Consider the following 26,113-nt stretch of genomic DNA (forward strand, 5'->3'; position numbering starts at 1 on the left):
GACTACTTGATCGTATCTAACCAGGATAATAACGTTTTGGCCGTCTGTTTCAACTGGTCCTCTTCGTTGACTGTGGGCTCACCGTCTCCCTTTTGATGACCGTAGTCACCAAACTGAGCATGGTTTCCTCCTTCAATGGTGTAATACACGGTATCTGGTGGCAAATACATGCGTCCTTCCTGATACTTGGTCATATTCACCACGCCATCATTCGTGCCGAGAATGGATAACGCCGGAATACCCAGCTTCTGCACACTTCCTTTTTGATCAGGATAGGATGCCAGGAAAAAAATGCCTTGAAGGACATCAGGATGTGCTACTACATATCGTGCAGCCATGGAGCCTCCCAGCGAGTGACCACCCATGACAAACTTCTCTTCCGGGTAGGCTGACAAAATATCATCGGCTAAATTAGGCTTAATTACAGCCAAATTGAAAGGCATCTTAGCAATAATGGTATGATGACCAGCTGCAGCAAGTTTATGAGCAAGAGGCGCATAACTTTCCGGTTTCACTAAACCGCCAGGATAGAAAAGCACACTTTTTCCACCTGCTTTAGGTTTATCCGGCTTAAAATCAATCCACTTCTCCTGCTCACTGACAGTAACTCCGCCCGATGTTTCCATCGCAGCTTGGGCAGCCTCCTGAGGCCCGTAAGGCGTAAACAGCTTCCATGCAACATATCCGCAACCAATGACAATGAGCGCCAGAAGTACGAGCAGAAACTTGCCAATGCCCCTCTTCTTGCGCCCCGTATTATAACGATTTCTCAACATCATTCACCTTTCTACACTTCCGCAAATACCGCGGCTTATGGAAGCGGGAGCCTGCTTGTGCCAGGCTCCCCTCCATGTTTGAAACTTTATTCAGCCTTGGCTTTGCGATAAGCTTCCATATATTGTTCCGCTTTGCGGCGGACATGACTCAAATCTCCCGTCTTCACAGCTTCTGACGTCAGATCAGATCCAATCCCGACAGCTACAGCTCCACCTTTGATCCATTCGCCCAGATTGGACAAAGACACTCCGCCTGTAGGCATAAAGTTCGCCTGTGGCATAGGGCCTTTCATCGTTTTGATAATCGAAGGATCATACAGATTTCCAGGGAACAGCTTGATAATATCGACGCCAAGCTCCAGTGCACGTTGTACGTCAGCAATCGTCATGACACCCGGCAGGATCGGCACGCGATACAAATTACACATCTGAACCGTCTCAGGGTTAAGAGATGGTCCTACCACAAACTCAGCACCGGACATAATTGCAGCTCTCGCCGTTTGCGCCTCAAGCACAGTTCCTGCTCCAATAATGGCGAATTTCTCTGGATCTTGGGTATTCCAATGATACACGCGGCTTAATTTTTCAATCGCTTTAAGCGCACCTGGAACGGTCATCGTAATCTCAATAACCTTGATCCCACCCGCGATTGCCTGCTCGGCCATAGCAATGACCTGGTCAGCTGAATCTGCGCGCAGAACTGCCACCACACCATTGTCCGTCATCTTTTGCAAAAGTTGAAGCTTCTTCATTTCATTCTCTCCCTTGTCCATGTGGTGGTTGTGTATACAAACTTTACATTTTGAAGAACGAAGATGAGTCATCCTGATTTAAACGGAACTTAACGCTCGACGTGAGCAACATTATTCAGCTTGGCTTCGACCTGTGCCCATGTCGGGAGTGCTTCCCAATCCCCGACAGCCTGGATAACCATTGATCCGTTCAAATTACCAAGCCTGGTCGCTTCCTGCGGGGTGTACCCTTTTAACAGACCAGCTAAGAAGCCTGCACAGAATCCGTCTCCAGCCCCTACAGTATCAAGAACCTGATCTGCTTTAAAGTACGGAACTTCCGTTAGGGTACCATCCGCAAGTACGTAGGTCAAATCAGGACCGCCTTTAACAATACATACTGCATTCATGGAAGCTAAGCGTTCAAGTACCTTTTGATCACTTTCTTCGTTATATAACAGTTTCATCTCATCCAAACCTGGTAAAAAGTAGTCAGCCTGTTCTGCCAAACGCAGTAATACAGGGCGAGCCTTCTCTGCTGACCAAAGCTTGAGACGCAGATTCGGATCGAAGCTCACTTTCACCCCTGCCTGCTTGGCAATATGTATGGCGGCTTCAACCGTGGAAAGTCCTGAATCGCTGATGGCTGCGGTAATACCTGTGACATGCAAAATCTTGGCCCCGGCAATATATTCCGGATCAAGGTCATCCGGTGTCATCGCACTTGCCGCGGATAACTTCCTATAATAATGCACCGAGGCTTTCCCGGAAGCGTTCTCACGAATCATCAGACCTGTAGGTTCATGATCACTTAATTTGGCCCGGGATACATCTACACCTTCGCCGCGAATGGCTTTCAGAATCATGTTACCGATCGGATCGTTGCCGAGGCGTCCAAACCAGCCACTGGTATGTCCAAGCCTTGCTACGCCAATAGCCAGATTACTCTCCGCTCCTCCGAATGTCTTGTCCAGTGTAGCTGCATATTCAAGCCCTCTCGTATCTCTGGCCGTCAGCAACCCCATACTCTCCCCGARTGTAATAATATCAGGGCTTTGAAAGGGACTCGTTGACATATTGCCTTCCTCCTTAATATTGACTACCTCATCTTCTTCTACCATTGTCATCCCGTATGCAACCGTTGTCAATCCCGAAGCATTCTTTTTGTTGTCACATCTTTGAGAAAAGATAACGCTTACTGTTGTGAATTAAATCACAATCATTAGAGTGAATCCATATTAACCTTAGTACAGATGTATATAACGAATGCACATAGATCGCTTTTCTAACGAAGTTTTCGAGGGGGCTACATCATGAGTAAACAGATACTGATTCAGCATGATCAGGAATCTTTCTTTTACAATCTTCGCTTTATATTAATTGTATGTGTACTCGCGGGAAATGCACTGGAACCACTCATTACCCGCTTTGCCGGAGCAGAGGCATTGTTTCTATGGATTTATACGTTTCATATGCCACTGTTCGTTTGGGTTACCGGATATTTTGCCAAACCTTCTATCCAGGGTGTCTCGGGGCGCAACGTGCTGAAACAGATTGCACTACAATATCTTCTGTTCCAAACGTTATATGCTTTGATGGATGCGACCGTGTTTCATACACCTCATATGCGCCTATCCTTCTTTGCACCGTACCTGCTGTTATGGTTCCTTGCCAGCCATTTCTGCTGGAGGTTACTTGTCCGGCTCACCATCTCCTGGAAACCTGTGTATCGGCTGATTACTTCTATCGCACTGGGGGTCATTGCCGGTTATCTACCTGTCGACGGTTTTTGGCTCAGTTGCAGCCGCACCTTTGTGTTTCTGCCATTCTTTGTTATTGGATATGACTATGGTGCAGCCATCCGTGCTCACCTGCTCCCAGGCTGGGGGCGTAGAGTAGCCGCTATCCTATCTGTTGCTCTGCTGATCTATATTGCATTTGGCGAATTAAACATCTCGCAAGGATGGCTGTTTGGAAGCAAGACTTATGCTGAACTGGGTCATCAGGAATGGTATGCCGGAATTTACCGGCTTGGCGTGTACATGCTGGAGATCATCTCCGCAACGCTTTTCCTTGCCTGGGTTCCCAACCTGACCTCCAGACTGACAGATCTGGGTCGCCGTACACTGTATGTCTTCCTTTTGCACGGCTTCCTTGTGCGGCTTGCGATCTGGTCAGGGGTATACAGTTACATGGGAAGTGCAATGTTTATCCCTGTTATCCTTGTTGTTGCTGTGCTGTTTTCCATTACACTGGCTCACCCTCTTGTACGACAGACCTTTAAAGCTCTCATTGAGCCGGATATTTCGCGGATTTCATTTCACCGGCACAGTGTTTTCAAGCGTTCTGCATAATGTTCCAGATCACTCCTAATACCCAGAAGATCCCATTTATTTTGTTTCAGGCTGGAAAAACTGTGGTAATTCAGGATACAAGCTGCAAAAAACAACTTATCATGGTAAGGAGTGATTTGTGATGGCACAAGGTCAGACGTCAGAACGCAAGATGAGTAGAGAAGAAGCCGGACGATTAGGAGGAAAGGCTACATCGAGAAACCATGACCGTAGCTTCTACCAGACGATTGGTAAAAAGGGCGGTGAGGCGACTTCAGATGCGCATGATGCAGATTTTTATAAGGAAATCGGGCGCAAAGGCGGTGAGGCCACTTCAGAAACTCACAGCAAAGATTTTTATCGCGAGATTGGCCGCAAAGGTGGAAGTAGTTAATCTTAGCTTATAAAGACATATACCATTCAAGGCGAACCTTGCTTTTAAATGAATTCAGAAGCCAAACTCCATGTCAATGGAATGAGGCTTCTTTTCTATATGTCTATTGATTGTAGAAATATGACGATGGTTGTGATAGACTCTATAGAAAAACTGGGTGTTCACGGGTTTAAAGCAGCAAAGAAATTCACAAACTGCGGGGAGCCAGACACCAGCCCACGGGTTATTTTTTTTAGGGTGTGTCTGAAAACTCTGAAGGAAGCAGATTTTGCTGAATTTTCGTTCCAAGCTAGGAAGTTTTCCGCAGGCGTGCCGGGGCACGTCAAGGAAAAGTGACGCAGCAAGGGGCGAAAAGGCGGTAAAAGATACACTTCAGTAGGTTTCAAGACACGCCCTAGAGTACGGATGAATTTAAACGACAGATGTACTGCCATTTATTTTTCCATTCATGTTGCTCAATATTATAGTTTTGGGGGGAATACACCATGTCAGCCAATAAAATGCGTTCCGATATGATCAAAAAAGGGTTTGACCGCGCACCACACCGGAGCTTGCTCCGTGCAGCGGGCGTAAAAGAAGAGGATTTTGGCAAGCCATTTATCGCGGTTTGTAACTCGTACATCGATATCGTACCTGGTCATGTTCACTTGCAAGAGTTTGGTAAAATTGTTAAAGATGCCATTCGTGAAGCCGGCGGCGTTCCGTTCGAATTCAACACCATCGGGGTTGATGACGGGATTGCGATGGGACACATCGGTATGCGTTACTCCTTGCCAAGCCGTGACATTATTGCGGATTCCGTAGAAACGGTTGTATCTGCTCACTGGTTCGATGGCATGGTCTGTATCCCGAACTGTGACAAAATTACACCAGGTATGATGATGGGCGCATTGCGCTGTAACATCCCTACCGTATTCGTAAGCGGTGGACCGATGAAAGCGGGCCGTGACAGCAATGGTAAAGCTCTTTCCCTCACTTCCGTATTCGAAGGCGTTGGTGCTTTCCAAGCGGGTAAAATCGACGACAAGAGCTTGCTTGAGCTTGAGCAGTTTGGTTGTCCAACTTGCGGATCATGCTCCGGTATGTTTACCGCGAACTCTATGAACTGCCTTGCAGAAGCTATGGGACTCGCTATGCCGGGTAACGGAACCATTCTGGCTGTAGCACCTGAGCGCCGCGAGTTTGTTAAACAATCTGCGAAACAGCTGATGGAACTGATCAAACTGGATCTGAAACCACGTGATATCGTAACTGTAGAAGCAATCGACAATGCGTTTGCTCTGGATATGGCGATGGGTGGTTCGACCAATACCGTACTGCACACGCTAGCTCTTGCACATGAAGCTGGCATTGAATACCCGATCGAGCGTATTAATGAAGTTGCTAACCGTGTTCCGCATCTGGCCAAACTGGCACCTGCTTCTGACCTGCACATCGAAGATGTTCACAATGCAGGTGGCGTAAGTGCGGTCCTGAATGAATTGCTCAAGAAACCAGGCGCGATCCATGCGGACTGTATTACGGTTACAGGTAAAACCATCCGTGAGAACGTGGAAGGCCAGGAAATTCAAGATACAAACGTAATCCACAAGCTGGACAACCCGCACTCCGAAAAAGGTGGACTAGCTGTATTGTTCGGTAACCTTGCACCACAAGGAGCTATCATCAAAGTTGGTGCGGTTGATGCTTCTGTTGGCGGATATCACAAAGGTCCTGCCATCTGCTTCGACTCCCAGGAGCAAGCACTTGAAGGCATTGCTAACGGTAAAGTTAAAGAAGGACATGTCGTGGTTATTCGTTATGAAGGACCAAAAGGCGGACCAGGTATGCCTGAAATGCTCGCGCCAACTTCTCAGATCGTAGGTATGGGACTTGGTGCCAAAGTGGGTCTGATCACGGATGGACGTTTCTCCGGCGCATCTCGGGGAATCAGTATCGGCCATATCTCTCCGGAAGCAGCAGAAGGCGGCCCAATTGCCTTTGTTGAAGAAGGAGATATCATTGAACTCGACCTGAACAACCGTACGATTGAGCTGCAAATTAGCGATGAGGAATTCGAAGCTCGTCGTGCGAACTGGAAAGGTTTTGAACCAAAAGTCAAAACCGGTCTGCTAGCTCGCTACTCCAAACTTGTAACCAATGCAAGCAACGGTGGCGTACTGAAAATCTAGTTTGGATGAAGAAGCCATACGTACTCTGAACCAAGTATATAAAACTAAAAAGGATGGGCTATGCCACACTGGCATAGTCCATCCTTTTTTTGATTGGAAGTACGTACAAACGATATCCTCAGAAAAATTGCAATATTCAAATGAATAATTAAACTTGAGTATAAATCCGTTACAATAAATCAGGGAATTCTGTTCTCATCTATGAATTCAGTTCTGTTCTGTTAAGACCTCATTTTCTATGACAAAGGCCTCTTCTTCTGCTTTTTCAGCTACACCTGAGGCAATTGTATGGTGTTGCTGTCCATAACGTTGCAACAGCTCCTCGACAGGCATCACAATCATTTTAGGCACCAATTGATCTGTCCGCTGTTTTAGGCGTTTTTGGCCTGCCGGATGAATAACGCTGAGCAACAGCCTCAGATATAACTTGGAAGCCAGGCTGAACGGGCCTGGTGCGAGCTCATGTACAGTGAACCCAAATTTTTCAGGACCACGGTTAATCATGCTAACGCCATAGAGCGCCTTTGCTGAACGTAACTTGGGATCTGCAGCAACAACCTGTGCCAGATCCGGTAGTTGTTGTTCCATCATACGAATCATACGAATAGCCAAATGCATCGTTGAACGGGACGTAACACCAAGTTCGAATAATTTTTGATTATCAAAATGTAACTCTATAATCGGATCTCCGTTCTGCATCACATAACCATGCTCCATCTCAACTCGTGCACCGTGGTACACACGTGAACGAAAATGCAGCATCGGATCTTTAGGTGAAGCGGATCGCAGATGGTATACCCAGTGAAACAGCTTTTCCCAGCCTAACCACATAGCAACCACGGCACGTTTCCACAGCTTCAGCTTCAACCGGGGTTCCACTTCTTGCCGTGAAACCACTGATGACGATTCGATTATTGTGCTACCATTCATCAACGTGTCCACACGTACACTTTCCAAGCCACGTCGCTTGGCTTCCTGTAGCAAGGCCTCCAACGCCTCAAGCATCTGCTCTGGTGCGTGTGCATCTGCTCCTAAGGTTGTGCCGCGATCATGGAGCAGCATAACCTCTCCGCCCTTTAATTTGTTCAGCATACGTTTTTTTAGTTGCTCCGCACCTACGCTGCATTTCCAATCCTCAAACATGGCAGACCACAGAATGATCTTGCGATCTTTTTTACTGAAAAAATCAAACAGGTTCATAATGCCCCATGGCGGACGGTAATAACAGGTTTTTTCACCTGTAATTTCTTGAATGATCTGACCTGTTCGATCGATCTGATCCCGAACCGTTCGTGGACGCATCAACCAGTTTGTTTTGTGGATATAATTATGAATTCCGATTAAATGCCCTTCCTCATGCATACGTCTGATTAGCTCCGGATGACTTGCCGCATGCTCTCCCACAACAAAAAAAGTTGCTTTCACATTGTACTTACGTAACAGTTCAAGCAACCGGGGCGTATAAAAAGGGTCAGGTCCATCGTCAAATGTCAGGGCATAGTATATCTCACTTTTCCCTCTCCTGAACACACGAAATCCGAACAGTCTGCTGATCAGACTTGGAATAAAAGCATAAAAAGAGGATAGATACAATAACCACAGTAAAATACTCTGAAGCATCGTTGTCATGATGTCGATTCCCCACTTCTCCTGCTAATTTACGGCCATATGGCACTTTCTAAAATAAACCGCCTTTAATTTTATCATAGTTAGCTCTTTTATTAAATGCTATTTCCTCAAATCCCCACTATCATGTACAATAAATACAATCTAATTTCTGCCTGTAAAGGAGTCTATGCCCATGTTGCCGCTTTATAAAAAGTACGGGCGCACCGTCTTTGATATCGCTCTGCTTGTGTTAACCGTGTATGTGATCATGTTTGCTTTTAGTAAATTGTATCATATCGCTGCACCCGTTTTTCTTTCATTTATTGTCTTTTGGATGATTGAGCCATTAGCCAAATTCCTTCATCGAAAAGGATTACCCAAAACAGCCGGAACAGCCATATCTGTATTATTGTTTCTCGGGCTCATCGTGGCTGCCTTCTTCGGTCTAGGATTTTTTATCATTTCACAAATTTCCGATCTTCAGCTCAATTTCCCGGTGTATGTTGAGATGATCCAGCATGAGTTCACGAATCTGGTCTTGCTCATACAGGAAAAGTCCAATGCGCTACCTGAAGGAATGCTGGACAAACTAAATGAGTATTTTGCTACGTTGTCCGGAATCCTGTCTCGCTGGGTAACCAGTGGGGCACAGTTTATTATCAGCTTTCTCAGCTCATTCTCCACATTCATTACAAACTTCGGGATCGCGATCATTCTAGCATTTTTTCTCAGTATTGAGATTGAATCCTGGCGCAAGTTTGCTCGTGCCAAAACACCCAAAACATTAAAAACGGCGAATGAATTTATGCGCACACACGTGTTCAAAACGATCCGTTCCTATATGAAGGCACAATTGATCATGATGCTTATTACTTTTGTATTGATATATGCGGGGTTGTTGATTCTGGGAACCTCCAATGCCTTTACCATCGCAGCCATCTGTGCCATCTTTGATTTGGTGCCGCTGCTCGGTGTTCCAGTGATATTTATTCCGTGGATTGTTTATTTGTTTATCGTGGGCAACAGTACGCTTGCCATTGGTTTGATTGTTGTACTGGCTGTGACGATGCTGACGCGGCAACTGTTGGAACCTAAAATTTCAGGAAATTCCATCGGTGTTTCCTCTGCTTATTTGATGCTTTCGTTTATGCTGATCTCCCTGTCGATCTTCGGACTTGCAGGTGTTGTGTTATCGCCTATACTTCTGATCCTTCTAAAAGAACTGTTACAGCAAGGGTATCTGCAAAAATGGATTCATCTGCCCAATGACGAATTCGAATCGTCACCCTTAGTGGTTGATCCTCCTGCCTCTGATGTTTCAGAGAGAACAGAACATCAGTAGATGATATGTTCGTGATCTGTTCCTATGAACAAATCACGAACATTCTTCCAGATAGTCCAAAACTTTGCGAAATAGAGATGTAGCCTGATGAGAACCATCGGAAGATACATTCTGAACCAATACAGCGACAGCGTATCTAGGCTTCTCTACGGGCCCATATCCTATGAACCATTGGTTGTTTTTAGCTTTTCCTTGTTGTTGTACCTGAGCTGTCCCTGACTTCCCTGCGACGTGCCATCTCGCGTGTTGCAGGGATTTTCCTGTCCCCTCGCGTACTACGGTATTCATCCACCTTAACAGTAGATGAGCTGTGGTCGGAGAAATCTGTCCTTCTGCTGAAGGAGATGCATGTAAAGGCATGTCCAGCATCGTACCTCCATCCGCGTACCGGATTCGTTGCACCAGCCGGGGGGCATTTACCTTTCCATCATGCAACAATGTCACGATCAGGTTTGCTGCTTGTAGCGGAGTAACCAGAACATCCCGCTGTCCAATGGCTGTCTGAATTTTGGCTCCTTCGTCTGCAGACTTTACAGCATTGGTTCGAATGCGTCCCGGTTCTTCATGGTCAAAATGTTTTAATACCGGCATCCCCGCGATATGTTGCTCCTGCCAGCCAACAGAACGTGCAAGCCCTAAGCGATCCGCAGTTTGTTCCAACTGCTCCATGTGGAGTCTACGTGCAGTTTCAGCGAATACAATGTTACATGACTCGGCGAACCCCTTTTCCAAATTCAATTCACCATGTCCATGCTCCTTCCAGCAGGAAAGACCATATTTTCCATAAGCTCCTTCACAGTGAAACTTCTCATCACGAGAAACAACCTGATTTTCCAGGGCAGCTGCAGCCGTTACGATTTTGAAAATGGAACCCGGTACAGCCCCTTGTATCGCTCGATTCCCCCAGGAAGATTGCTGCGGATTTACATGCTGAGGCTGATAAAAGGGATATGATACCATCGCACGCACATCTGCATTAGCAGTATCAAGAACTACCACAGCTCCTTCCTGTAGCCCTGATGATGTTATCAATTCTTCGATGCCTTGCTGTAACCTGGCATCAATCGTGGTTTCTACCACTAATGGATAGTGTGCATTAGCAGGTGCAATGACACGCGGCTCAATCTCTGAAATGACCTGCCCTTTTCCCGATACCATTCGTGTGACCAAGGTCGGGCCTACACCTCTTAACAAAGGCTCCAGTGTCCTCTCGAGACCAGCTGCTCCGGATTTCATAGCAAATGGCTGTCTGACCTCATCTTGATGTCCTTCTCGTCTTTCATGTTCTTCCGGTTGTTCATTAAGGTAACCGAGCCACTGGCTACCACGGGCTTTCGAATCATACCTGGTCATGACGGGATATGTACTCGCTCCTTTTATATTTAACTCACGTATGCGAACAAGCTGGGCATCCGTTAACAAAACAGGTTCTAGACCGCCTCCTGTCCAGAGATGAGGAGTACTCCCCTTATCCCATTCCTTGTTCAAGTGATCTACATCGGTACCCAGGATTGATGCCAGCTGGTTGATCCTAAGATCATCCTTGCTTTTCTCCAGACGTTTCTGCTCGCTTCCACCAGCCATCTGATGCTTATTGTCATTTTGGTTACGTGGAAAAAGTACAACACCCCATTGCAACTTGCCGGTTAACGGGCGCCCGTGAACATCCGTAAACTGACCGCGGCCGGAATCCAGCATCACACCTCGTTCACGCTGCAGCACTGACATTTCACGCATGGTTCGCTGAAAACCAGGCATGATTCGGTTCACCTGGACCATTTGAATCCAGCCAAGTCTCAGCATCAACACAGCAAAGATGAGTGTTAAGCCAGCACTAATTAAGGCTATACGGCGTTTCCATACAAGTTGCAACTGCACACCTATTCCACCCTCAACTTTTTCTTGTATTATGTGCTGCTCTGTCTGGAATTATCCGGAAAACAAAAGAAAACCTGCCTCGATGAAGAGGCAGGTTTATTGCTATTTTCAGCTTGGTGTATGCTGTCTGCTAGTTACACCGTAAAACGTGAGAGCGTTTCTTTCAGCTCACTCGATACATTCTCCAGCTTGCCAGAGAGGCTGACGAGTTGATTACTAATGTTTTGTTGTTCACTACTCAGAGAAGCCACTTCCTCCGAAGTTGCCGACGACTCTTCAGCAACAGCGCTGACATTGCTCATCGCTTCAGACAATGTTGCCTGAGATTTACTGAGCTCTCCGATCGAACCTGTAACCATACCCAAGCGTTCTACGAAAGCTCCCATCTGATTCTGTACAGAAGCAAAGATCACATTTGTATCCTTCACGGCATCCATTTGTTCCTTGAACAAAGGATATGCATCAGACAGAGCTTTCACTGTTTCGTTCATCTCTGTCATAATTTTGTCTGTGATCTCTCCAACCATATCAATGGATTGTCTGGACTGTGCAGCGAGTTGACGCACCTCATCCGCTACAACCATGAATCCACGGCCAGCTGCACCAGCACGCGCTGCTTCAATCGTTGCATTCAGAGACAAAATGTTGGTCTGTTTCGTAATATTTTGCATAACATCGAGCACCTTCAATACGGAAGATGTGCTCTCTTTCAACGAATCGACTTTGCGAACCAAAGCTCCAATCATCTCTTCTGTTTTCTGAGTTTTGGTCATCAATTGATTCAAATGCTGAGTTCCTGTTTGACTGGATTTCTCAACATGGCGGGCAGAATCGCCCATCTCTTCATTAGCGGCAATTACACTTTCCATCTGACGAGAAATATTATCTGTCAGTTCATTGCCTCGTTCCGCTTCTGTCGCCAGACTGCCTGCTCCACCGGCAATCTCTTCTGTAGCTACAGCAATCTCAGAAGCAGATACTGCTGTTTTCTTCGAAGCATTACTCAGTTCTGTAGCGGTATCCAATACTTCCTGTGCTGAACGATTGGTCTGCTCCACCAGCTTCGTGATCTGCTCCATCATCGTATTAAAAGCGGACGAAAGCTGTCCAATCTCATCTTCGGAACTATACGGAGTGCGCACCTTCAGATTTCCTTTTGCACCCTCCTGCATCAGATCTTTCAATCCGCTGAGCGGACGAGCAATCATACGAACCATCCAGACACCGATCACCACAGCAAGTGCTGCAAATGCAAGCGCCATCCACAAGGTCATTGTCAAAATGCCTTTTGCATCCTTAACCAGCATTGAAGTGGGAACCATACCGACCAGCTTCCACGCAGATGAATCAAGCGTACTATATACGGCCAGCATATTCGTTGACTCGCCATCGATATCATATTCCGTATTCGTACTTCCTGCAGGCTCTTTCAAATCTTTCACAAAGGCAAGTTCCGTTTCTTTTCCTGCACGCCCTGAGACGGATGAAGCAACTACTTTGTTATTCGGAGCAATCAATTGAATTACCGAGCCTGCCCCCAGATCCAGTGATTTAAGTTGCTCCTCCAGCACTTCTAGCTTCAACTCAATGATTAGCACGTAAGACTGCGTTGTACCTTGCAGGTTCTTCATGGAACGTGCAATTCGGAAAGTCTGCGTCGTACCATCGGTCTTCTCTTCTGTCGGGAGCCAGCGGTATCCACCCTGTGCAATGAGATCACTGTACCAGGCTTCCTGACGAACACTACCCATCGTTGAACTACTGTTCCCTGTACCCATAACGGATTTGGATTCATCCGTAGGCACCAGATAAATCGCTTCCATGGATTTGTTTGTAAAAGCTACATTGGATAACTGTTTATTAATCGAACTCGAATTGACGAAAGTATCATAGGCCGTCAAGTTTGGATCTGACATTTTCTGAAGCAAAGACTGCATCTCTGGATCAAAGAAAATCTGTGTTGAGGTATCCACAAATCGCTCCAAAATAATATCCAGCTTCTGCTTGGTTTGATCAATCGTCTCCTGATTTGCTCTCGATGCATTGGCTTCAATCGTATTTTTGGCCTTTGAATAGGATAAAAGCCCCAAACTAACAACTACAATCATGATAGCTGCAAAAAAGATCAAGAAAAGTTTAACCCCTACCGATTTGACCGGATTCACCTTTCTGATCTGTCTGAATGAATTGCCTCCAAGCCCTTTCCAATCACGATTTTTCAGTTGTTTCTTCAACCAATCCACTTTGATCCAATCAAACCGGATCTTGCTGCGATCAAATTTGAACGTTTTTTTATGTACCCCTTCTTTTTTGATTTTGACCGGTTTAACTTTTTTTACGTTCTGTGTCTTATCAGGCTTAGCCTGCTCGGGTTGTGTAATGTGTTCCCCATTGTCTTTATCCTTCTTTTGTACCAATCCCAATCACCTGCCAGTAATTTTCTTGTTAGATTTTTCAATCTCTCCCCTATAAATATGTAGTATTCGACAGCTTTCCTGCTTTCCCTCCCATTTCCTCAGAAATATATTACAACTTTTTTCCTATTTTTCTATAAAAAAAAGACCCCCATATACCGATATACGGAGGTCTATTTCTGTACTTTATAACACGAATTTGTGATTCATTAACATTATATTGTTTGCAACTAGGTATATAAGCCTACTTCTTTTTTCTCATCATGTCAAAGTAGGAGATAGGTTGATCTACTTTCATTTTCACCAGTTGTAACGGATGCCGAGCTGCATCCAGAATATTGCCTTGTTCATCCTGGATTTCCCCTACTACTTGTTTAAAAAACGTACCATTGGGACCGAAAAATTCAATCTCTTGTCCCGGCTTAAAGTGATTTCGCTGCTGCACAGTAGCCATGCCTGTTTCTGCATCATAACCCATAACGAGTCCAGCAAAATCGTAAGGTACGGCCTTCTCTTCCGGCTCATAGATATGATCTTCATGATCAGGCGTATCGTAGAAGAAACCGGTATTCAGCGGACGGTTCGCCGCTTTATTCATTTCTTCTACCCATTCCGGTTTTAACACATAATTCTCAGGATCAGCCATGTAAGAGTCAATCGCCTGACGGTATACGTTCACGACTGTAGCTACATAGTGAATGGATTTCATCCGCCCTTCGATTTTGAAGCTGTCCACACCCACATCAATCAATTCAGGGATATGACCGATCATGCACAGGTCTTTCGAGCCCATGGAGAAGGAATTATCCTGTTCCTGGAACAAAGGTAATTGATTATCTCCCAGTTTAAACGGTGCAGGAGCCTTCATCTGCATTTCCTCTTCACTTACCCAGACCGTATCCTCTCTCGCATCCTCGAACAGATCATACTTCCAGCGGCAAGACTGACAGCAGCCTCCCCGGTTAGAATCCCGGTCTGTAAAGTGATTGGATAATACACAACGTCCCGAATAGGATGAACACATTGCTCCATGAATGAAAGCTTCAATCTCAATATCCACATTCGCCTTGATCTCTTCAATCTCTTCAAAACTCGTCTCACGACCAAGTACAACCCGTGGTAACCCCTCGTCCTTCCAGAACTTCACGGCTTGCCAGTTCAACGTGGACTGCTGTGTGCTAAGATGTACTTCCAAGCCAGGTACCGCACGCAGAGCTACTTCAATGATGGCCGGATCAGCAACAATAATTGCCGAGATTCCTGCATCATACAGGTTCTGCAAATATGCTTCAATTCCCGCCACATCTTCGTTATGGGCATAAATATTGGTTGCTACGAATACTTTGGCTCCATACTTTTTCGCAAATTCCACACCTTCACGCATTTCTTCAAAACTGAAGTTATCTGCGTTGGAACGAAGTCCATAAGCCTGTCCACCGATATACACGGCGTCTGCACCATAATGGATCGCAAATTTTAATTTTTCCAGATTTCCCGCCGGAGCCAAGAGCTCCGGTTTATCCAGACGGTTACGTTTACCGGAAAACTTCCGCTTGACCGCCACTGTTTCCATCTTGTTCACCTCGTCTATTAATACACTTGTTCTTTGTAGAAAAATCCAAATGACAGTTCCCGCTCAGGGTCCTGCAGCTCACGAACCTCACGCAACCATTCTTCGTCGTATGAATAAGCCTCTGCGTCTGCTTCATAAAGATCTATCGCCTTGCGATATGCCCGAACAACCGCTTCGTTGTAAGCAAGGGACTTGAGGATTCCCTCCACCTTAAAGCTGTGCACACCTGCCTCCATCATCAGATGAATATCTTCCAAGATGCAGATGTCCTCAGAACTCATAATATGCGTTCCATTGATGTCCTCATAAATCGGAAACTTCTCATCCCGTCGCTCCGCTTCAATCAGGAACAAACCGCGTTCCTTGCCAAGATCCCCTTCCACCGGACGTCCTTGATGAGCCATATAACTTTGTACCAGACTACGCTTGGAATGATAAATATTGGTCATGCCATGAACCTGTACCTGTGCCTCTACTTTTAAAAATGGAACCATCTCCGTAATTTCGTCCATATTCAACTCACGGGCAAGGACAACCCGGCTGGCCCCTTTGGTTCCCCAATAATTGGCTGTAGCATAATTTGTAGATGTCATCTCTGCGTTCCAGTGTAAACGAATGTGCGGTGCATGCTCCTTGATAGCTGCTAGTACAGATGGATCATTGAACTCGGCCGCGTGCACGCCTATTCGGCCCAAAGCTTGTACATATTCAGGCAATTCTTTCAGTAATTCATTGGACATCAGATTATTCATGGATATAATAACCTGTGCCTCGTGCTTGATAGCCAAGGCGACCACTTCCGCAGTCTCTTCCAGACTAAAGCTGCCTGGCAGACGCATGCCAAAACGGTCATCCCCGATCAATAGAGCATCCGCTCCGGCCTGAAGCAAAACTTCTGCTTCTTTTACATTTGCTGCTGTCACAAGCAGTTCATGTTTTTTACTCATCTAATCCCCTCCGCTTATTGCGCAGCCTTACTTTTGGCTATATTTTGCTGATGTTCCTTGTATGTCTTGGCAAACAGATGCCCTGAAGTGCCATCCTTTTTCGTTACGTAAAACAGATATTCCGAAGCTTCCGGATTAAGTGCTGCCTCGATGGACGCAAGACTTGGACTGGCAATAGGTCCCGGTGGCAATCCTTTGTTCAAGTACGTATTATATGGACTTTGCACCTTGAGGTCTTTGAACAGGAGCCTTGCCTTCGGTTTATCAAGCAAATATTGCACTGTGGCATCAATCTCCAGCTTCATATCCTGTTTGATCCGATTGTAGATTACACCCGCTACCAGTGCACGTTCCTGATCTACGACAACTTCTCGTTCCACCAGCGATGCAATCGTCAGTAATTCATGCAACGAAAGCTTTTTTGCATCCAGCTTTGCTTGCAATTCCGGAATGGAATTCACTTTTGTCTGAAACTCTTCCAACATTCGCTGCATCACATCATGGGTGGTACTGCCTTTTTTCATTTCGTAGGTTTCCGGGAAAAGATAACCCTCCAGCACGTATCGCAATTCTTCATCCACCGGGATATCTTTGATAATATCCACATCAAAGGCTGATGGGTCATTCGCCAGCTTGAGGAATTCCTTTTTATCGACAATGCCCTCTTCCGACAGCTTGTCCGCCATCTGCAAAACGGTGTAACCTTCCGGGATTGTAAACTTCACCATTTCTTCGGGTACGACATCGCCGCTGCTCAGTTTATGAACAATCTCATCATATGTTACACCTGGATTCATGGCGTATTTTCCAGCCATAAAATTACTGCCCAACTTATTCCACTTTAAATAACCTTTGAAAACGAAACTGTTTCGAATCAAACCTTCTTGCTGCAGTTGGTCTGAAATTTTGGAAATGCCTGATCCGCTCTTGATTTCAAATACAACAGGCTCGGACGAAGCTTGTACCGGACGCATCATGCTCCATACATACCCGCCAGCTCCTCCGACCAGAATTAACAGTATTACAAGCAGAATACCTATGACTTTGCCTTTCAACAGAGAAACAACTCCTTTACACAACCAAAAAGAGCGGACTTCTCCGCCCTTCCGGTTTTTTCAATTTGAAGCTGATTAATCCTCGTCAATTGGGAGTGTACATTCATCATAAAGCTCTGAAATACTCTCCCACTCATCGTCATCATCGATCGTAACTAATTCCGGCATGATCTGGTTTTCACTGCCAGGTAAAACCCGCAGAAGTTCAACCTCGTCATACGGACGCAATGAACTGCGGAGCACCGCGTACTGCTGCCCATGTACCTCAAATTCAGCAAGCAGGTCATACGGATGTGATTTACCGTTCTCTTCCTCGAGCTCCACATGAGCACCGAATGCCAGACGCAGCGAATCTGTCCATTTCAGGTCTTTGCGATTATATTCCGTCATTTAGTTCGCTTCCTCTTCATCTTCAGCAAGAAATGTATTAAACGTCTCCTCGACGATATCCCATTCAGCATCATCTTGGATCACGAAAAGTTTGATATCATCGCCTTCTTCTTCATAACGGAATGCATATACATCCGTCTCGCCATCCTCAGGTTCAACCGGAGCAACCATCATATACTTGGCCTCCGAACCGTCCACTTCAAATTTCATGATAACTTCGAATTCCTCTTCGTTACCCTCGTCATCTGCAATGTAAATGATCTCAGCTTCTTCTTCCATACCCAGTTGATCTTCAGCCATTGTTGATCCCCCTCACCTTTTACTATTGGCATCCAAATAATTTTGCAAAATCAGGCTTGCGGCCATTTTATCCACGACCTGTTTGCGTTTTTTGCGACTGACATCCGCTTCAATCAGCGTACGTTCGGCTGCCATCGTTGTCAGCCGTTCATCCCAAAGGTGAACAGGTAAATTCAGTTCGCCCCGCAGGCGTTCGGCAAAAGCAATACATATTTCACCACGCGGCCCTACGGTGCCGTTCATGTTTTTGGGGAGTCCAACCACAATTTCGCTGATCTCATGCTCACGCACCAGTTCAGCAATTCGTGTGAACTCACCTTCATCCCGGCGGCGTTCAAGCACTTCCAATCCCTGGGCAGTCCAACCGAAGGCGTCACTCACGGCAACCCCGATTCTGCGGTCCCCATAGTCCAAACCTAATTTTTTCATCATGCTCTCCCATCCTGCAGCCTGTTCAGAACGATATGCAATCGTCTGTGCAGACTTCAGTCTGTCTTCTGTCGGTTCATTTTCCGTTTGTCCGCAAGGTTGCAAACAAACGGAAGCGGCGTACATTACCGGTGATTGGCCAGATAGGAACGTACAAGCTCTTCAATCAGCTCGTCGCGCTCCTTTTTCCGGACCAGACTGCGTGCGTTGTTGTGACGCGGAATATACGCGGGGTCGCCGGATATCAGATATCCAACGATCTGGTTAATGGGATTATACTCTTTATCGACCAGCGCGTCATATACCGTGAGAAGAATCTCTTGTGAAGATACCTCCTGTTCGTCACCTTTCACATTAAATTTAACCGTCTTATCCATGGAGTCCATTGATGACACCTCGCTCCTGCATGAACATGGGGACCATGTCCTGCCGAATTGATTTCTGTTTATATAATAACATATTCTGACTGCCACAAGTACACAAAGGATAAGGCAATTGTGTTTTTTGCTTGTCCTTTACTGGCTGACGATGGAAATCGCCAGTTTCAGCGCTTCATCCAGCTTGCTTGCATCCTTGCCTCCGGCCTGAGCCATATCCGGACGTCCGCCACCTCCGCCGCCGCATACTGCAGCAACTTCCTTGACAATCTTACCGGCGTGCAGTCCTTGTTTCACCTGCTCAGCAGGTACTGCAACAACAAAATTCACTTTACCATCAGCTGGCGCACCAAGTACGAGAACAGCATCTGGCAGTTTTACTTTCAACTCATCCGCAACGGTACGCAGTGCATCCATGTTCGGTGCATCTACGCGGGCTGCCAGCAATTGTGTATTGCCTGCTTGTACAACCTGATCCGTCAACTGACCCGCTTCCATAGCACTCAGTTTGCTTTGCAGAGATTCGGTCTCTCTAGCCGCTTCTTTCAGCTGCTGATTCAGACCTTCAATCCGTTTCGGCACATCCGCTACATTCGCTTTCAGCAGGGTTGCCGACTGTTTGAGCAGATCCAGCTGGCTCTCCACATACAGATAGGCACCGCGACCAGTTACAGCTTCAATCCGGCGTACACCCGATCCGATTCCGCTTTCGCTGACAAGTTTGAAAATTCCAATCTCTGAAGTATTACTTACGTGACAGCCGCCACAAAGTTCCAAACTGTAATCTCCAATTTGCACGACACGTACAATATCTCCATATTTCTCGCCAAAAAGGGCCATTGCACCCATTTCCTTCGCTTCATCGATAGCTTTAAGCTCAATGTTCACATTCAGACGATTCCAGATCTGTTCGTTCACTTGACGTTCAATCTCTGTCAACTCTTCCGGCGTAATGCTGCCGAAGTGAGAGAAGTCAAAACGCAGACGTTGCGGTTCTACCAGGGAACCAGCCTGATTAACATGCGTACCTAGCACATCTTTCAATGCTTTGTGCAGCAAGTGTGTCGCCGTATGGTTTTTGATGATATCACCGCGTTTGGTTGAATCAACTTCAGCTTGAATGACATCGCCCACACGAAGCTCACCAGACTCAATCGTCACCAAATGTACATGCTGTCCTTGCGGAGCTTTAAACAGACCTTGAACTTTTGCTACAGCACTTGCGCTGCGAAGCAACCCTTGGTCACTTACCTGGCCGCCGCTTTCTGCATAAAATGGTGTTTGATCCAGAATAACCTGAGCGGTCTGTCCTTCTCCTACGAAGTCTGCAAGTGCATCTCCCGTAACAATCGCTACAATTTTTGCTTCCGTCAACAGGTCAGTATATCCAACAAACTCGCTTTTAACCTCCAGATCAGCCAGAGGTCCGCCTTGAATCTTCATGCTTTCGTTCTCTTGACGTCCTGCACGGGCACGATCACGTTGCTCTTGCATGGATGCATCGAAGCCTTCACGATCCACCGTTAGACCATGCTCAGCCGCATAATCCTCTGTCAGGTCAAACGGGAAGCCWTACGTATCATACAGTTTGAAAGCCTCTGGTCCGCTAATCACTGTGCGTCCTTCGGATTTGGCTGTGCCGCTAATATCAGCCAGAATCGCCAGACCATCCGTGAGTGTTTCGTGGAAACGCTCTTCCTCGGTTTTGATCACTTTGGCGATGAATTCCTGCTTGTCCACAACTTCCGGATAGTACATCCCCATAACTTCACCAACCGTTGTTGTCAATTCGTACAGGAACGGACGATCCAGACCTAATACTTTTCCGTAACGAACCGCACGGCGCAGCAAACGACGAATGACGTATCCACGGCCTTCATTGCTTGGCAATACGCCATCACCTACAGCAAATGCAACTGTACGAATATGATCGGCAATGACTTTGAGGGCAACATCGATCTCAACGCTGTCATTATATTTTACGCCCGCAAGTGCAGCCGTTTTCTGAATCATCGGTTGGAACAGATCCGTGTCAAAGTTGGAATCTACATTTTGCAGAATGGAAGCAAAACGCTCCAGCCCCGCACCTGTATCAATATTTTTGTTCGGAAGCGGTGTGTAGCTACCGTCTTTGTTGTGATTAAATTGCGAGAATACGAGGTTCCATACTTCCAGGTAACGTTCGTTCTCTCCACCTGGATACATCTCTGGATCATTCATGTCACTGCCGTAAGCTTCCCCACGGTCATAGAAAATTTCAGTACAAGGTCCACACGGGCCTTCGCCGATATCCCAGAAGTTTTCGTCAAGCTTGATGATGCGTTCAGCCGGCAGCCCGATTTTTTCATTCCACAGCTTGAATGCTTCTTCATCTTCCGGATATACGGTAACAGACAAGCGTTCCGGATCGAATCCGATCCACTCTTTGCTCGTTAAAAATTCCCAAGCCCATGTAACCGTTTCTTCTTTGAAGTAATCGCCAATAGAGAAGTTACCGAGCATTTCAAAAAATGTATGGTGACGACGTGTTTTACCGACATTTTCGATATCGTTGGTACGGATACATTTCTGCGAGTTCGCAAGACGCGGGTTCTCCGGTTTCTCCCGTCCGTCAAAGTAAGGCTTCAGCGGTGCCATACCCGCATTAATCCACAACAGGGAAGGGTCGTTGTGCGGCACAAGCGACGCGCTTGGTTCAATTTTGTGACCTTTACTTGCAAAAAACTGGATCCATTTGGAACGGATTTCACTGGCTTTCATACTCGTTGCCCCCATCAAATTATAAGTTCCGCAGCGAAATCGCCCCGGTTGGTTAACATGATTTTTTAGTAAAGCAGATGTAAAAATAAACACAAAAAACGCCCCTGAATGATCAGGGACGATGTTATCGCGGTACCACCCTGGTTATTGTTCATCTTCCATGTATTAAAAGGATAAACGAACAATCGCCTCGTTCATGCGAGTAACGGTCGCTCCCGGCAGGGTTGTCCTGCACTCCGAAATCAGCTTTCTGCCGCTTCAACTTTCAAGACTCTCCCAGCCAGCGAACTCAGAGTGTGTCTGAATTCGAAGAAGTCTATTCTCTGAGGAAAGGAACCCTCGGCATACTTCATTTCATCATCGATTTGATCATGTAAATATACACCCTCATTATATCGATAGAGTTAACGAGTGTCAACGCGCCTTCCAGGGTAATCCGCTAAAAGATGCCCCCTTGCAAGGTTGATGGACTCACTCCGTTCTACGCTTGATATAGTAGGCGAAAAAGTGCTGCACGATGACCTTTAACACGGCAAAGACAGGTACAGCTAAAATAAGACCAACAATGCCCGCCAGCTCTCCACCTACCAACAGCGCAAATATAATTGAAAGAGGATGCAAATGCAGCGTTCGTCCCACCACCTGTGGAGAAACTACATTGCTCTCCAGCACCTGGCAGAGCGTGTTTACAGCGATGACCAACAGTACCATTTTGAAAGAAACCGTTGATGCCATCACAACCGCAGGCGCTGCCCCCAGAAAAGGACCCAGATAGGGTACGATGTTGAAAACAGCCACAATGCTTGCCAAAAGCAGGGCATACGGCATGTCAATGACGATATATCCGATATATGCAAAGATTCCTACGATCACACAGACGATAAATTGACCCCGAATATAATTGCCAAGTGCGGTATCGATCTCTTTCATCACGGAAACAATCGCTTTACGACGAGAACGGGGCAGATAAGCCACAATTGTCCGTTCAAACACATCGAAGTCCTTTAACATATAAAATATCAGAAATGGCACAATGAATACATTAAACAGCACATTAATCGTCGCTCCGATATTGTCCATCAATACAGTGATCCCTTGTGTCAGACGATCCTCCATCTGAAAAAACCAGCTATTCATACCTGTGCGTATGCTTGGTGGCATCAATTTATGATCCATATTGTTCATCAGGTTTTGCGCACGCATGGACAATTCCGGCATGTGTTCATTTAACTCTTCAAGCTGTTCAATCAGAACAGGGATGACATTCATTAAGATAACTCCGATGCAGGTCAGAAAAAAAGCATAGATTAATAGTACAGCAATGGAGCGCGGAACTTTCCGGCCGCCAAGCATGCTCACAATCGGATTAAGCACATAAGATATGATGAGTGCAACGATAAACGGAGCCAGTACCGTTTTCAAGAATCCATAAATATGTAATAATAACGGCCGTAACAGCCAGACAAAATATAAAATAACTAATCCGAGTAAGAGCCAGATCGCGTAACGAAACATTTTATTTTTGGTTAGTTGCTCCACTTCGATTCTCCCCTTTGGACTACCTCTAAAGTTCAGTATATGGACTGGCTCTGAAAGTAAGTATATGTAGGAGAGGGGATTTTTATTAACTCAGTAAAGAGGTGGCAGTAAGAAGATAGGGTTTTGTCTTAAAACGCTGAAGGAAGCCCATTTTGCTGAATTTCGTTCCATACCAAGAAAAGCTTACCGCACGCATGCCTGAGCTCGTCAAGGGAAATTGACATTCGATTTCAAGACACACCCCAGTTACAAAGAAACGTTCTCTTCGTGATCTAGCGAAAAATAAAATACGCTCCCCTCTTCAAAAGAGGGAAGCGCATTTTATGGATCAGTACATCATATAATTATACATGTCCTTCCTGACCACTATGTAACTACATCTATATCCAGCCGCCAGATTGTGACAGCATTTAATGACATAAATTGTCAATAAACCGCATATAGAGGAAGTTGAGCTACGTTTTAAGAGGAAGCGTGAATGTGATCGAAGTCTTGCGGCAGCTCTTCTCCGAAGAACAAATCATCTAAAGAGCTTAGCGTGCCGTCCTCTTCCACCTGATACACAGACATTTTCTCACCGTTTACCGTTAACTCAATAAAGCATCCCCAGCAATAAAACTGATGGGAACCAATTTTTCCGATATCTTTCGAACTACAATTTGGACATTTCATATTCGTTCACCTATCCATTAACAGAATGAATGGCATTTTCCAAGCGCTGTTCACTCAGTGACGGTACCATAATGGCACTTTCTCCGATAGACATATCACTTGTACATGGCAGCCATTTACGGCCCTCGATCAGATCGGACACAAAACCGTCCGTAATTTCAATCCCTATTATTGTATTTCCCATCTCTTGGTCAAAATAAACATCAGAGACACGTCCGAGCAGCAAACCTTCTTCGGTGAGCACGGACATCTCCTTCAATTTAGAACGACCAAGGAGGTACGTGTATTTTATGTCGTCGGCCCCCGTCTTGCGGACAGCCTGTTGATTACGGATCATGACGGCATCTTCGCCATAGGCAACGATATCTTCCCATTGCACCATCTTGACATGATTGGTAAACAGGCCCTTATTCTCAAGTTCAATGCCTTCAATCTCCCAATCATCATTCACAATGAAATCCTGGATTTTACCGACCTGCTTCCCGTCCTCAACATCAAAAACGGCAAGTCCGATCATTTCCTGAAGCTTCATCGCTGGGTCCCCCTCATCTTCTTCACATTGTATAGGCGCGGCGCTATTGCTAGGTATGCCCAAATTTGATGAGTGGCAATCAGACGCCGATCATCAAACCGCTGCTATTCAACCGATGAAAATGGAACTTCTTCCCTCCTTCTGTTCCATGTGTAAAGAGCCCCTTAAGGTCTATTACGCAGCCGTTCAAGAATGGTTCCAATTTTTTCGGCGGTTGTGATGATTTCTTTTGTAGTATTACCCAAACCCCAGCTAAATCGAATCGCAGACTGTAAAAATGCCTCTGGCAAATTCATTGCTTTCAGTACATGCGATACTTCCAGGGAACCAGAAGTGCAAGCTGAGCCACTTGCTACAGCGATGCCCTCCATATCCAGATTCATCAGCATCGTTTCGGTAGATACCTCTGGAAAGCTAATATTGAGGATATTGGGAAGGGTGTACTCTTCATGACCGTTGACATGAAAATGTTCGGCACCCACATGAATAGCAAGCTGTTCCAGTAGCAGTTTCCGCAGTTCCAAGGCATGTTGCAGATGCTCGTTTCCCTCTTCAGAGATCCGTTTTACCGCTTCTGCAAACCCGGCAATGCCGGCGATGTTCTCTGTGCCTGCACGCCGTTGTCTTTCCTGTAATCCACCATGTGATCTTGCTTCCACTGTAATGCCACGCCTTACATACAGGGCACCGACACCTTGCGGACCGTTAATTTTGTGTGCCGAGAAGCTAATGAGATCTACAGGCAAGTCTCTACAGGAGATCGGCTGACTACCTAGCGCCTGAACCGCATCCGTGTGAAATAAAATATCATGCTGACGTGCCAGTTCTCCGACCTCATGAATCGGCTGAATGGTGCCTACTTCGTTGTTGGCATACATCATCGTAATCAGCACAGTATCCGGCCGAATTGCCTCACGAAGTTCCTCTAGCTTGATGCGTCCAGACTCGTCCACAGGCAAATAAGTCACTTCGTATCCCCGCCGCTCAAGTTCCTGGCATGAATGCAATACGGCATGATGCTCGATTGCCGTAGTAATCACATGTTTGCCCTTCTCCGCTCGTGCAGCAACTGCACCAAAAATCGCCAAATTGTCACTTTCTGTGCCACCACCCGTAAAAACAAGCTCGTCCGGGTTACATCCCAAATATGTCGCGATAACATCCCTTGCTCCGCTGACCGTTCGTTTGGCTTCACGGCCAAAGGCATGAATACTGGATGGATTACCATATTGTCCAGTCATAACGTTCATCATCGCTTCAGCGACGCGTGGATGCATAGGTGTCGAAGCGGCATGATCCAAATATATACGATTCATTGTTGTCACCCCGTTGGTTGTTGGATTTCAGTTTTATGTTCAGAATACTGCTAAAGGGCAAGACATTATTCTCTGTTGGCATGGCTAAAGCCCCCATATTGGAGGCTTTAGTGTGTCTTCTGGATGATCAACTTCATTCCTTAATTTCTTCCTAGATGTAAAACATGTAGGAATCTTTCTTTTCCTGATCCTCGAAAGTAATTAAATCTTTCAACGTTGTTGAATCCAGCACTTCTGCAATGCCGTCACGGATACGCAGCCACAGGTCACGCTTCGCAGGATCGTCTTCCTCGGTAAAATCCACTGGTGAGATGGGCCCCTCCAGTACACGAATAACATCCCCCGCTGTTACAGTTGCAGGATCACCCGCCAGAATGTAACCGCCATATGCACCGCGGATACTCTTAACCAGTCCGGCATTACGCAGTGGCGCAATCAATTGCTCCAAATAATGTTCCGAGAGCTGATTGCGCTCGGCAATACTTTTTAATGATGTCGGGCCTTCGCCAGTTCTGGCAGCCAGCTCCATCATGATAGTGAGGCCGTAACGGCCTTTTGTTGATATCTTCAAAGGAG

Annotated in this window: 24 protein-coding genes; 5 read left to right on the forward strand and 19 right to left on the reverse strand. The window is 46.1% G+C overall.

All coding sequences use genetic code 11. The features are described 5' to 3' along the window. Nucleotides 1–2: 2 nt before the first annotated feature. The 3 genes from AB4Z30_RS06995 to AB4Z30_RS07005 form a co-directional block, all read right to left on the reverse strand. The gene (locus AB4Z30_RS06995) at nt 3–779 is read right to left on the reverse strand and encodes an alpha/beta hydrolase (RefSeq protein ID WP_441924663.1); all 777 of its coding nucleotides are present in this window, start codon (nt 777–779) and stop codon (nt 3–5) included. An 83-nt stretch (nt 780–862) separates the two neighbouring features. Then, complete coding sequence (locus tag AB4Z30_RS07000; RefSeq protein ID WP_090915508.1) at nt 863–1,528, reverse strand: bifunctional 2-keto-4-hydroxyglutarate aldolase/2-keto-3-deoxy-6-phosphogluconate aldolase; 666 nt, start codon at nt 1,526–1,528, stop codon at nt 863–865. Between the two features lie 89 nt (nt 1,529–1,617). Continuing rightward, nucleotides 1,618–2,583 carry a sugar kinase gene (locus tag AB4Z30_RS07005; protein WP_441924665.1) on the reverse strand — a complete coding sequence of 322 codons (966 nt, stop codon included), beginning with the start codon at nt 2,581–2,583 and terminating at the stop codon, nt 1,618–1,620. A gap of 237 nt (nt 2,584–2,820) precedes the next feature. On the opposite strand from AB4Z30_RS07005, the gene AB4Z30_RS07010 reads away from it, so the two are divergent. The 4 genes from AB4Z30_RS07010 to ilvD all read left to right on the forward strand — a co-directional run bounded on the left by AB4Z30_RS07010 (nt 2,821) and on the right by ilvD (nt 6,405). Then, entirely contained in the window at nt 2,821–3,861 is a 1,041-nt protein-coding gene (locus AB4Z30_RS07010; RefSeq protein WP_441924667.1) for an acyltransferase family protein, read from the forward strand. A gap of 121 nt (nt 3,862–3,982) precedes the next feature. After that, nucleotides 3,983–4,234, forward strand: a complete 252-nt coding sequence (locus AB4Z30_RS07015) for a KGG domain-containing protein (RefSeq protein ID WP_441924669.1) — start codon at nt 3,983–3,985, stop codon at nt 4,232–4,234. A gap of 48 nt (nt 4,235–4,282) precedes the next feature. Then, the gene (locus AB4Z30_RS07020; protein WP_441924671.1) at nt 4,283–4,570 is read left to right on the forward strand and encodes a hypothetical protein; all 288 of its coding nucleotides are present in this window, start codon (nt 4,283–4,285) and stop codon (nt 4,568–4,570) included. A 149-nt stretch (nt 4,571–4,719) separates the two neighbouring features. Then, complete coding sequence (gene ilvD, locus AB4Z30_RS07025; protein WP_441924673.1) at nt 4,720–6,405, forward strand: dihydroxy-acid dehydratase; 1,686 nt, start codon at nt 4,720–4,722, stop codon at nt 6,403–6,405. Between the two features lie 207 nt (nt 6,406–6,612). On the opposite strand, the gene AB4Z30_RS07030 is transcribed toward ilvD, so the two are convergent. Further along, complete coding sequence (locus AB4Z30_RS07030; protein WP_441924675.1) at nt 6,613–8,034, reverse strand: polysaccharide deacetylase family protein; 1,422 nt, start codon at nt 8,032–8,034, stop codon at nt 6,613–6,615. Nucleotides 8,035–8,206: 172 nt separating this feature from the next. On the opposite strand from AB4Z30_RS07030, the gene AB4Z30_RS07035 reads away from it, so the two are divergent. Further along, on the forward strand, nt 8,207–9,355 hold the full coding sequence (locus tag AB4Z30_RS07035) for an AI-2E family transporter (protein ID WP_441924677.1): 1,149 nt from the start codon (nt 8,207–8,209) through the stop codon (nt 9,353–9,355). Between the two features lie 33 nt (nt 9,356–9,388). On the opposite strand, the gene AB4Z30_RS07040 is transcribed toward AB4Z30_RS07035, so the two are convergent. From AB4Z30_RS07040 to cymR, 15 genes are all read right to left on the reverse strand, one after another. Further along, the gene (locus tag AB4Z30_RS07040) at nt 9,389–11,233 is read right to left on the reverse strand and encodes a peptidoglycan D,D-transpeptidase FtsI family protein (protein WP_441924679.1); all 1,845 of its coding nucleotides are present in this window, start codon (nt 11,231–11,233) and stop codon (nt 9,389–9,391) included. Between the two features lie 134 nt (nt 11,234–11,367). Beyond that, nucleotides 11,368–13,650: a methyl-accepting chemotaxis protein gene (locus AB4Z30_RS07045; RefSeq protein WP_441924681.1), complete on the reverse strand. Its 2,283-nt coding sequence runs from the start codon at nt 13,648–13,650 to the stop codon at nt 11,368–11,370. 241 nt (nt 13,651–13,891) lie between these two features. Continuing rightward, the gene (locus tag AB4Z30_RS07050; protein WP_441924683.1) at nt 13,892–15,220 is read right to left on the reverse strand and encodes a peptidase U32 family protein; all 1,329 of its coding nucleotides are present in this window, start codon (nt 15,218–15,220) and stop codon (nt 13,892–13,894) included. Between the two features lie 17 nt (nt 15,221–15,237). Continuing rightward, nucleotides 15,238–16,167 carry a peptidase U32 family protein gene (locus AB4Z30_RS07055; RefSeq protein WP_441924685.1) on the reverse strand — a complete coding sequence of 310 codons (930 nt, stop codon included), beginning with the start codon at nt 16,165–16,167 and terminating at the stop codon, nt 15,238–15,240. A gap of 14 nt (nt 16,168–16,181) precedes the next feature. Continuing rightward, on the reverse strand, nt 16,182–17,222 hold the full coding sequence (gene mltG / locus AB4Z30_RS07060; RefSeq protein WP_441924687.1) for an endolytic transglycosylase MltG: 1,041 nt from the start codon (nt 17,220–17,222) through the stop codon (nt 16,182–16,184). 75 nt (nt 17,223–17,297) lie between these two features. Further along, nucleotides 17,298–17,612, reverse strand: coding sequence for a DUF1292 domain-containing protein (locus AB4Z30_RS07065; RefSeq protein WP_441924689.1), 315 nt, complete (start codon nt 17,610–17,612; stop codon nt 17,298–17,300). Beyond that, nucleotides 17,613–17,912, reverse strand: coding sequence for a DUF1292 domain-containing protein (locus AB4Z30_RS07070; protein ID WP_017686820.1), 300 nt, complete (start codon nt 17,910–17,912; stop codon nt 17,613–17,615). 12 nt (nt 17,913–17,924) lie between these two features. Then, complete coding sequence (ruvX, locus tag AB4Z30_RS07075) at nt 17,925–18,341, reverse strand: Holliday junction resolvase RuvX (RefSeq protein WP_441924798.1); 417 nt, start codon at nt 18,339–18,341, stop codon at nt 17,925–17,927. 125 nt (nt 18,342–18,466) lie between these two features. After that, entirely contained in the window at nt 18,467–18,727 is a 261-nt protein-coding gene (locus AB4Z30_RS07080) for an IreB family regulatory phosphoprotein (RefSeq protein ID WP_441924691.1), read from the reverse strand. 129 nt (nt 18,728–18,856) lie between these two features. Next, entirely contained in the window at nt 18,857–21,478 is a 2,622-nt protein-coding gene (gene alaS, locus AB4Z30_RS07085; RefSeq protein ID WP_441924693.1) for an alanine--tRNA ligase, read from the reverse strand. A gap of 471 nt (nt 21,479–21,949) precedes the next feature. After that, entirely contained in the window at nt 21,950–23,017 is a 1,068-nt protein-coding gene (locus AB4Z30_RS07090) for an AI-2E family transporter (protein WP_441924695.1), read from the reverse strand. Between the two features lie 462 nt (nt 23,018–23,479). Then, nucleotides 23,480–23,689 carry a hypothetical protein gene (locus tag AB4Z30_RS07095; RefSeq protein WP_441924697.1) on the reverse strand — a complete coding sequence of 70 codons (210 nt, stop codon included), beginning with the start codon at nt 23,687–23,689 and terminating at the stop codon, nt 23,480–23,482. Nucleotides 23,690–23,699: 10 nt separating this feature from the next. Beyond that, nucleotides 23,700–24,221 carry a PRC-barrel domain-containing protein gene (locus AB4Z30_RS07100; RefSeq protein ID WP_441924699.1) on the reverse strand — a complete coding sequence of 174 codons (522 nt, stop codon included), beginning with the start codon at nt 24,219–24,221 and terminating at the stop codon, nt 23,700–23,702. A gap of 164 nt (nt 24,222–24,385) precedes the next feature. After that, entirely contained in the window at nt 24,386–25,537 is a 1,152-nt protein-coding gene (locus tag AB4Z30_RS07105; protein ID WP_441924701.1) for a cysteine desulfurase family protein, read from the reverse strand. Between the two features lie 151 nt (nt 25,538–25,688). After that, the gene (cymR, locus tag AB4Z30_RS07110; RefSeq protein ID WP_090915550.1) at nt 25,689–26,108 is read right to left on the reverse strand and encodes a cysteine metabolism transcriptional regulator CymR; all 420 of its coding nucleotides are present in this window, start codon (nt 26,106–26,108) and stop codon (nt 25,689–25,691) included. Between the last annotated feature and the right edge of the window lie 5 nt (nt 26,109–26,113).

Origin of the sequence: Paenibacillus sp. 2TAF8 (genome assembly GCF_052114825.1) — a bacterium.
Classification (GTDB): Bacteria; Bacillota; Bacilli; order Paenibacillales; family Paenibacillaceae; genus Paenibacillus.